The 8,914-nt window shown below is 69.1% G+C and carries 9 protein-coding genes and 1 rRNA gene; all 10 read left to right on the top strand.

What is annotated here, in order from left to right; translation table 11 throughout:
- A 5S ribosomal RNA gene (rrf, locus tag ACI2LY_RS22785) occupies window positions 1-95 on the top strand; the annotation flags it as partial.
- A gap of 107 nt (window positions 96-202) precedes the next feature.
- Window positions 203-835, top strand: coding sequence for a CDP-alcohol phosphatidyltransferase family protein (locus ACI2LY_RS22780; protein WP_388999585.1), 633 nt, complete (start codon window positions 203-205; stop codon window positions 833-835).
- A 91-nt stretch (window positions 836-926) separates the two neighbouring features.
- Window positions 927-3,422, top strand: a complete 2,496-nt coding sequence (locus ACI2LY_RS22775) for a sugar phosphate nucleotidyltransferase (protein ID WP_404708748.1) — start codon at window positions 927-929, stop codon at window positions 3,420-3,422.
- Window positions 3,423-3,592: 170 nt separating this feature from the next.
- Window positions 3,593-4,447: a DUF881 domain-containing protein gene (locus ACI2LY_RS22770; protein ID WP_404708747.1), complete on the top strand. Its 855-nt coding sequence runs from the start codon at window positions 3,593-3,595 to the stop codon at window positions 4,445-4,447.
- Window positions 4,444-4,776, top strand: a complete 333-nt coding sequence (locus tag ACI2LY_RS22765) for a small basic family protein (protein ID WP_031181996.1) — start codon at window positions 4,444-4,446, stop codon at window positions 4,774-4,776. Before ACI2LY_RS22770 ends, ACI2LY_RS22765 begins: the two co-directional genes overlap by 4 nt.
- Window positions 4,777-4,781: 5 nt before the next feature.
- A complete protein-coding gene (locus ACI2LY_RS22760; protein WP_404708785.1) occupies window positions 4,782-5,660 on the top strand; it encodes a DUF881 domain-containing protein in 879 nt (292 codons plus the stop codon).
- 82 nt (window positions 5,661-5,742) lie between these two features.
- Window positions 5,743-6,615 carry an FHA domain-containing protein gene (locus ACI2LY_RS22755; RefSeq protein ID WP_388999728.1) on the top strand — a complete coding sequence of 291 codons (873 nt, stop codon included), beginning with the start codon at window positions 5,743-5,745 and terminating at the stop codon, window positions 6,613-6,615.
- A 43-nt stretch (window positions 6,616-6,658) separates the two neighbouring features.
- Window positions 6,659-7,393 (top strand): MerR family transcriptional regulator, encoded by a 735-nt coding sequence (locus tag ACI2LY_RS22750; RefSeq protein WP_404708746.1) that lies wholly within the window; start codon window positions 6,659-6,661, stop codon window positions 7,391-7,393.
- Window positions 7,394-7,490: 97 nt separating this feature from the next.
- Window positions 7,491-7,964: a bifunctional nuclease family protein gene (locus ACI2LY_RS22745; protein ID WP_028797289.1), complete on the top strand. Its 474-nt coding sequence runs from the start codon at window positions 7,491-7,493 to the stop codon at window positions 7,962-7,964.
- Between the two features lie 265 nt (window positions 7,965-8,229).
- Window positions 8,230-8,913 (top strand): MerR family transcriptional regulator, encoded by a 684-nt coding sequence (locus ACI2LY_RS22740; protein ID WP_404708745.1) that lies wholly within the window; start codon window positions 8,230-8,232, stop codon window positions 8,911-8,913.
- The last annotated feature ends 1 nt before the right edge of the window (window position 8,914 follow it).

Below are 8,914 nucleotides of genomic sequence, written 5' to 3'. Positions count from 1 at the left end.
AAACGCCCGGTTACATATCGAACCCGGAAGCTAAGCCTCACAGCGCCGATGGTACTGCAGGGGGGACCCTGTGGGAGAGTAGGACGCCGCCGAACTCCTTTTATAGCTCCGGCTCTTGGGCATCAGCCCGAGAGCCGGAGCTTTTTTGCGTTGCGGTAGGGTCAGGTGCATTGTCCGCACTTTTCGTACAGGAGGCTTCCGGGTGGAGGTCCAGGAGACCCGCGTCCAGACGGACCGGGTCCTCACCATCCCCAACATCCTCAGCATGGCTCGGCTTGCCGGTGTCCCTCTGTTCCTGTGGCTGATCCTCAGGCCGGAGTTCGGGGGACCCAAGAGCGATGGTTGGGCTCTCCTGGTCCTGGCACTGAGCGGAGTCAGCGACTATCTGGACGGCAAGCTGGCCCGGCGCTGGAACCAGGTCAGCAGCCTCGGTCGGCTCCTCGACCCGGCCGCCGACCGGCTCTATGTCCTTTCCACGCTTCTCGGCCTCACCTGGCGGGAGATCCTGCCGCTCTGGCTGACCGCCCTGCTGCTGTTCCGTGAACTGGTTCTGCTGGTGATGGTCGGCATCCTCCGCCGACACGGCTATCCGCCGCCGCAGGTGAACTTCCTCGGCAAGGCGGCCACCTTCAACCTGATGTACGCCTTCCCGTTGCTGCTGCTCAGCGACGGTAGCGGCTGGATCGCGTCACTCGCCGCCGTTTTCGGATGGGCGTTCGCCGGATGGGGTACAACCCTGTATTGGTGGGCAGGAGTGCTCTATATGGTCCAGGTCCGCCGTCTGGTGCGCGCGGACGCGTTGGCCGACGGAACTCCGCGATCGTCCACGACGTGACGCTTCGATGGCCCGCGACGTGAAAGTGCGGGACAATCTGGACGGGTGAAGTCGGCTAGACCGTCGTCTCTTCGAGGAGGACGCTTCCGACATGAAGGCCGTCGTGATGGCCGGAGGCGAAGGCACACGCCTGCGCCCCATGACCTCTAGCATGCCCAAGCCGCTCCTGCCCGTGGCGAACCGCCCGATCATGGAGCACGTGCTCAGGTTGCTCAAAAAGCATGGGCTCAACGAGACCGTGGTCACCGTGCAGTTCCTGGCGTCGCTCGTCAAGAACTACTTCGGGGACGGCGAAGAGCTCGGCATGGAGCTCACGTATGCCAATGAGGAGAAGCCACTCGGTACCGCCGGAAGCGTCAAGAACGCCGAGGACGCGCTGAAGGACGACGCCTTCCTCGTCATTTCCGGTGACGCTCTGACCGACTTCGACCTCACCGAGCTGATCAACTTCCACAAGGAGAAGGGCGCCCTGGTCACCGTCTGCCTGACCAGGGTTCCCAATCCGCTGGAGTTCGGCATCACCATCGTCGACGAGGAGGGCAAGGTCGAGCGCTTCCTCGAGAAGCCGACCTGGGGCCAGGTCTTCTCCGACACGGTGAACACGGGCATCTATGTGATGGAGCCCGAGGTCTTCGACTACGTCGATCCCGATGTCCCCGTCGACTGGTCCGGAGATGTCTTCCCCCAGCTGATGAAGGAAGGCAAGCCCATCTACGGCTATATCGCCGAGGGCTACTGGGAGGACGTCGGCACCCACGAGAGCTATGTGAAGGCCCAGGCCGACGTGCTCGAGGGCAAGGTCGACGTCGACATCGACGGCTTCGAGATCTCGCCCGGCGTCTGGGTGGCCGAGGGCGCCGAGGTGCACCCCGACGCGGTGCTCCGCGGGCCGCTCTACATCGGTGACTACGCCAAGGTCGAAGCGGGCGCGGAGATACGCGAGCACTCCGTCATCGGCTCCAACGTGGTCGTCAAGAGCGGCGCCTTCCTGCACAAGGCCGTCGTCGCCGACAACGTGTACGTCGGACAGCAGAGCAATCTCCGCGGCTGCGTGGTCGGCAAGAACACCGACATCATGCGGGCCGCGCGGATCGAGGACGGCGCGGTCATCGGTGACGAGTGCCTGATCGGCGAGGAGTCGATCATCCAGGGCAACGTCCGGGTGTACCCGTTCAAGACCGTCGAGGCCGGTGCGTTCGTCAACACCTCCGTCATCTGGGAGTCCAGGGGGCAGGCGCATCTCTTCGGGGCGCGCGGGGTGACCGGCATCCTGAACGTGGAGATCACGCCGGAACTGGCCGTACGGCTGGCGGGCGCGTACGCCACCACGCTGAAGAAGGGCACCACGGTCACCACCGCGCGTGACCACTCCCGAGGTGCCCGTGCGCTCAAGCGTGCGGTGATCTCGGCGCTCCAGGCCAGCGCGATCGACGTCCGCGACCTGGAGAACGTGCCGCTTCCCGTGGCGCGGCAGCAGACCGCGCGGGGCAGTTCCGGCGGCATCATGATCCGGACCTCGCCGGGTGTGCCGGACTCCGTGGACATCATGTTCTTCGACCCCAAGGGCGCCGACCTCTCCCAGGGCAGCCAGCGCAAGCTTGACCGGGTGTTCGCGCGCCAGGAGTACCGGCGGGCGTTCCCCGGCGAGATCGGTGACCTCTACTTCCCGTCCAGCGTCTACGACTCGTACACCGGGTCGCTGCTGCGCAACGTGGACACCACCGGGATCGCCGAGTCCGGGCTGAAGGTCGTCGTCGACGCCTCCAACGGCAGTGCCGGTCTGGTGCTGCCCAGCCTGCTGGGCAAGCTCGGCGTGGACTCGCTGACCATCAACCCCGGTCTGGACGAGTCCCGGCCCACCGAGACCGCCGAGATGCGGCGCAAGGGGCTGGAGCGGCTCGGGGAGATCGTGGCGTCCTCCGGGGCGGCCTTCGGTGTGCGGTTCGATCCCGTGGGCGAGCGGCTGTCGCTCGTGGACGAGAAGGGCAGCATCATCGAGGACGACCGGGCGCTGCTGGTGATGCTCGACCTGGTCGCCGCCGAGCGGCGCAGCGGGCGGGTGGCGCTGCCGGTGACCACGACCCGGATCGCGGAGCAGGTGGCGGCGTACCACGGCACCCAGGTGGAGTGGACGACCACCTCGCCGGACGACCTCACGAGGGTCGGCGGCGAGGAGGAGACCATCTTCGGCGGTGACGGCATGGGCGGCTTCATCGTCCCCGAGTTCAGCAGCGTCTACGACGGCACGGCGGCGTTCGTACGGCTGATCGGGCTGGTCGCGCGGACGCAGCTCACGCTGAGCCAGATCGACGCCCGGATTCCGCGGGCCCATGTCCTCAAGCGGGACCTGGCGACGCCGTGGGCGGTCAAGGGTCTGGTCATGCGCAGCGTGGTCGAGGCGGCCGGCGACCGGTCCGTGGACACGACGGACGGTGTGCGGGTCGTGGAGAGCGACGGGCGCTGGGTGATGGTGCTGCCCGACCCGGCCGAGGCGGTCACGCACCTGTGGGCGGAGGGGCCCGACGACGCCTCCGCGCAGGCCTTGCTGGACGAGTGGTCGGCCGTCGTGGACAGCGCCGGTCGCTGATCCCGAGAACGGCCCCCACGTGCCGGACAGCGACCCCGCGAGGGGCGCTGTCCGGCACGTGCGTGGGGCTCGTTCGGAGGTACCGCGCGCGGCATGCGACGATGTGCGGCATGCCGCACCAATCCCCCGTTCGGAGCAGCCCCGCGCGGCCGAGGCGTCCGGACGCCTCCATGTCGTTGATCACCAACGTCATGGATCACAGCCTCGACGACGGGTATGCCGAGGCCGCCGCCCGGAAGGAGTCCCTGGGCCAGGGCGGCCTGCCGAAGACGCTCCGCGCCAAGCTGGGTCTGGCGGGCGGACTGGTGCTCGCGGCCCTGGTGGTGACGGTCGGCGCCGCTCAGGCCCATGTCGCGGCTCCGGGGATCGCCAAGGAGCGCCAGGAGCTGATCGACCGCATCGACCGGGAGACCGCCGCCGCGGACAAGCTGGAGAGCGGTGTCGACGAACTCCGTGAGGAGGTCGGCGCGCGGCAGCGGGCGGCGCTGCGGCAGAGCGGGGGCAGCCAGGCGGACCTCGTGGGTCTGCTGTCGGGTGCCACCGCGGTGCACGGCCCCGGGGTGAAGCTCGTGGTGGACGACGCCAAGGAGTCGAGCACCGGGGGAGACGGCACCAACCCGCGCGAGTCCGCCGGGTTCTCCGACACCGGGCGGGTGCGCGACCGGGACATGCAGCGCGTGGTCAACGGGCTGTGGGCGTCCGGAGCCGAGGCGGTCTCCATCAACGGGCAGCGGCTGACCGCCCTGTCCGCGATCAGGGCCGCGGGTGACGCGATACTGGTCGACAACAGGCCGCTGGTGCCGCCGTACACGGTGCTGGCGGTGGGGGACGGGCGGAAGCTGAGCACCGAGTTCCAGAACAGCGCCGACGGGTTGTATCTGCACGCGCTTCAGGACAACTTCGGTATCCGCACCGCCATCTCCGCGGAGGGCGACGTCCGGTTGCCCGCCGCCCCGAGTGTGATCGTACGAACAGCACAGCCGAGCGCCGAGCAGGCCGAGAAGACTGAGAAGGGCACATCGTGATCGCCGTACTGGGCCTCATCGTGGGAGTGGTGGCCGGCCTGTTGGTCCGGCCCGAGGTTCCGGCGGTCGTCGAGCCGTATCTGCCCATCGCCGTCGTGGCGGCGCTGGACGCCGTGTTCGGCGGGCTCCGGGCGATGCTCGACGGCATCTTCGACGACAAGGTCTTCGTGGTGTCGTTCCTGTCCAACGTGGTGGTGGCCGCGCTGATCGTGTTCCTGGGCGACGAGTTGGGCGTGGGCGCGCAGCTGTCGACGGGCGTCGTCGTGGTCCTGGGCATCCGGATCTTCTCCAACGCCGCGGCGATCCGCCGCCATGTCTTCCGGGCGTGAGCGCGATGAGCGACCAGGACGAGCGGCCGGAGAACCGGCTGCGCAAGGAACTGCCCGCCGAGGTGGCACCCCCGGCCCCGGCCCCGGCCTCTGAGCCTGAGCCCGAACCCGCGCCCGCCCCCGCACCGGCCCCCGAGCCCGAGGAGACGGCCCAGCCGCAGCTGACCGGCCGTCAGCGGCTGGCCGACGGTCTCTGGCCGCCCCGGCTGACGCGTGCGCAACTCATCGTGGCGCTGCTGCTCTTCGGCCTCGGCTTCGGGCTGGCCGTGCAGGTGGCGTCCAACAGCGACGGCGACAGCGCGCTGCGCGGGGCGCGCCAGGAGGACCTGGTCCGCATCCTCGATGAACTGGACGACCGTACTCAGCGTCTTGAGGACGAGAAGCAGGGGCTGGAGAAGCAGCGTCAGGAGTTGCAGAGCAGCTCGGACCAGGCCGCGGAGGCGCGCAGGCAGACCGCCGAGAAGGAGCGCCAACTCGGCATACTCGCGGGCACCGTGGGCGCCACCGGTCCCGGCATCACCATGACCGTCGAGGACCCGAAGGGAGCCGTCGAGTCCGACATGCTGCTCGACACGATCCAGGAGCTGCGCGCGGCCGGTGCCGAGGCGATACAGGTCAATGGGGTGCGCGTGGTGGCGAACACGTACTTGTCGGACTCCGGCGGTAGCGTCGCCGTCGACGGGAACAAGATCAACGCGCCTTATCGTTTCAAGGTCATCGGCAAGCCGCAGGACCTGGAACCGGCGCTGAACATCCCGGGAGGCGTGGTGCAGAGCGTGGAGAAGGAGCAGGCCACGGTGAGTGTCGAGCGCTCGGACAAGATCGTCGTGGATGCCTTGCGGCAGGCGGAGCAGCCTGACTACGCTCGGTCGTCCTCGCGGTGAACCGGCGGTGCATGCGCGGCGTCGGGCGGGGGCATGAGGTTGCGGGGGGTCGCCGCACCGAAGGGGTGGTGCGTGGTGGAAACTGTCGAGTGGATACGGACGTTGTGAAGATGTCCGGATCGGTCGGTGTAGGCATTCTGGGTTCGTCCTGCCCCACGGGCGGGTCTGTTTCGGTCAAGGGGAATCGCCCGTGAAGTTGTTTGGGAAGTTGTTCGGCAAGAGCGCGCGTGAGGGCAACGAGAACGCGACGGCCCGTCATCGCGCACAGCCCGACGAGGAAGGGCAGCGTCCGCTGTTCCGGGACCAGGTGGCTGGTCCGGGTGGAGGCACTTCCGGTGGTCAGGGCGCGGCGTCCGTTGACCCTGGCCAGTCCGGCGGCATAGGTTTCGGGCAACCGTCGCGGCAGGAGGCTCCGTCCATGTCGGCCCTGGTGTGTACGAGGTGCGGGAACCGCAACGCGGACAACGCCCGCTTCTGTTCCCACTGCGGCGCGCCCCTGCGTCCCGGTGTGGCGCCGGAGCGTCCGTCGGAGACCACGTCCACGATCTCCATCTCGGGCATCGAGGCGTACGACGCGGAGGTCACCGGTCAGACGGCGATGCCGATGCTGTCGCCCGAGGCGCAGGCGGCGGTCGACGCGCTGCCCATCGGCTCGGCGCTGCTGGTGGTGCGCCGGGGCCCGAACTCGGGCAGCCGCTTCCTCCTGGACAGCGACCTGACCACGGCCGGGCGGCACCCGCAGAGCGACATCTTCCTGGACGACGTGACGGTCTCCCGCAGCCATGTGGAGTTCCGCCGCTCGCCGGACGGTTCGTTCACGGTGGCCGACGTGGGCAGCCTCAACGGCACCTACGTCAACCGCGAGCGGATCGACCAGGTGGCGCTGGCCAACGGTGACGAGGTGCAGATCGGCAAGTACCGGCTGGTCTTCTACGCGAGCCGGCAGGGAGTCTGACCCACCCCCGGGCGCCCGTCCGGGGGAACCCCAGGGAAGTTCCATGCTTCAAACACCGAGCGGCGGTGCCGGAAGCGGTACCGCCGCCAGGGACAGCGGGCCGATGAGCATCGGCACGGTGCTGAACGCGCTGCGCGACGAGTTCCCCGAGGTCACCATCTCCAAGATCCGCTTCCTGGAGTCGGAGGGGCTCATCGAGCCGCAGCGGACCCCGTCGGGGTACCGCAAGTTCAGCCCCCGTGACGTGGAGCGCCTCGGCCATGTCCTGCGAATGCAGCGGGACCACTATCTGCCGCTGAAGGTGATCCGCGAGCATCTGGACGCCATGGAGCGCGGTGACGCGGTCCAGCTGCCCGTGGTCGGCCGTCAGCGCGGCGCCGAGGAGCCGGAGGAGGCCGAGCGGCCCACGGTCGCCCGGATCGGCCGGGACGAGCTGTTGGCGGCGGCGGGCATCGACGAGGCCGACCTGCGCGAGTGGGAGTCGTACGGGCTCCTCGCCCCCTTGGCGGAAGGTGTCTATGACGCCGAGGCCGTCACCGTGGCCGCACTGGTGGCCGAACTGGGCGGGTTCGGTATCGAGCCCCGCCATCTGCGGGTGATGAAGGCCGCCGCCGAGCGCGAGGCCGGGCTGGTCGACCAGGTCGTCGCCCCCCTGAAGCGGCACCGCAACCCGCAGACCAGGGTGCTGGCCGAGGCCCGGACGAAGGAGCTGGCGGCGCTCACCATGAAGCTGCACTCTGCTCTGGTCAAGGCCGCGCTCGGGGTGCGGCTGCCCTGAGGGGCGGTGTGTCCCGACCGGGCGGACTTGGGCCGGATCGCCCACCTGTTCCCGGCCCGACTACCCAAACGTCCCGGGCACGGCCTAGGGTTGCTGTGTGAACGAGCTCGATGTCGTAGGTGTCCGGGTCGAAATGCCCTCCAACCAACCGATCGTGCTCCTGCGCGAAGTGGGAGGCGACCGCTACCTCCCCATCTGGATCGGGCCGGGGGAGGCGACGGCGATCGCCTTCGCCCAGCAGGGCATGGCTCCCGCGCGCCCGCTGACGCACGACCTGTTCAAGGACGTGCTGGAGGCGGTGGGCCAGGAGCTGACCGAAGTCCGCATCACCGATCTGCGAGAAGGCGTCTTCTACGCGGAGCTGGTGTTCGCCAGCGGGGTCGAGGTGAGCGCGCGGCCGTCCGACGCCATAGCGCTCGCCCTGCGCACCGGTACGCCGATCTTCGGCAGTGACGGGGTGCTGGACGACGCGGGCATCGCCATCCCCGACGAGCAGGAGGACGAGGTGGAGAAGTTCCGCGAGTTCCTCGACCAGATCTCGCCCGAGGACTTCGGCACCAGCAGCCAGTGACGCCGGGGCCGGCCGGGTGGACCGACAGGGTCCGCACCCGGCCGGTTCGCGGCGTGTCGTGACGTCGTCGCGAGGGCAATTGCCAACGGCCCGTGAGAGCGTCCTACGCCTTTCCGCGAGCGCATTCGGCTAGCCTTTCCCCGCGGTGGGACACGGGAAACCACTCTCAGGGTGATTATCACTCGGCGTGCCGAGTGTGGCGATCGTTGACGCACCCCTGGTGACTGCCTACCGTCGATAGGGCAGGTCAAGGACGGAGGTCGGCGTGAGGATGAGCGGCGACGGTACGGCTGGGGGTGCCCCCGGACATGGTTTCGGGGACAGCGGCCCGTACCTTCCCCCGAGCGCACGGTTTCGGCCGGGCGGGGGACCCCCACAGCTCGGCGGCGTGGCCGATCACGCTCCGCAGCGGCCGACGGTGGTGCCTGACGGTGAAGGGGCGGCGGCCATGACGTCCGAGGAGATCGGCTATCGCGGTCCCACGGCCTGCGCGGCCGCGGGGATCACCTACCGGCAGCTCGACTACTGGGCCCGTACGGGGCTGGTCGAGCCCAGTGTGCGACCGGCCCACGGCTCGGGCACCCAGCGGTTGTACAGCTTCCGGGACGTGGTCGTCCTGAAGATCGTCAAGCGGTTCCTGGACACGGGTGTCTCCCTCCAGAACATCCGCTCGGCCGTGCAGCACCTCAGGGAGCGCGGGTTCCAGGACCTGGAGCGCATGACCCTGATGAGCGACGGCGCCATGGTCTACGAATGCACCTCCCCGGACGAGGTCCACGCACTGCTCCAGGGCGGCCAGGGCATCTTCGGGATCGCCGTGGGCGTGGTGTGGCGGGACGTGGAGAGCGCGCTGTCCCAGCTCCACGGGGAGCGCGTCGACACCGGTGAGACGCTCATCGGGCACAACCCGGCCGACGAGTTGGCGCGGCGGCGCAACCGCGCCGTCTGAC

The sequence above is a fragment of the Streptomyces sp. NPDC002176 genome, from assembly GCF_044903645.1.
GTDB lineage: Bacteria > Actinomycetota > Actinomycetes > Streptomycetales > Streptomycetaceae > Streptomyces.
The sequence above is the reverse complement of the archived record's forward strand: the minus strand, read 5'-3'. Positions and strand labels throughout refer to the sequence as shown.

What these genes read in the sequence shown, in the direction of transcription:
- ACI2LY_RS22775 (WP_404708748.1), top strand. Translation starts at nt 927, where the DNA reads ATGAAGGCCGTCGTGATGGCCGGAGGCGAAGGCACACGCCTGCGCCCC.
- ACI2LY_RS22770 (WP_404708747.1), top strand. Translation starts at nt 3,593, where the DNA reads ATGTCGTTGATCACCAACGTCATGGATCACAGCCTCGACGACGGGTAT.
- ACI2LY_RS22760 (WP_404708785.1), top strand. Translation starts at nt 4,782, where the DNA reads ATGAGCGACCAGGACGAGCGGCCGGAGAACCGGCTGCGCAAGGAACTG.
- ACI2LY_RS22750 (WP_404708746.1), top strand. Translation starts at nt 6,659, where the DNA reads ATGCTTCAAACACCGAGCGGCGGTGCCGGAAGCGGTACCGCCGCCAGG.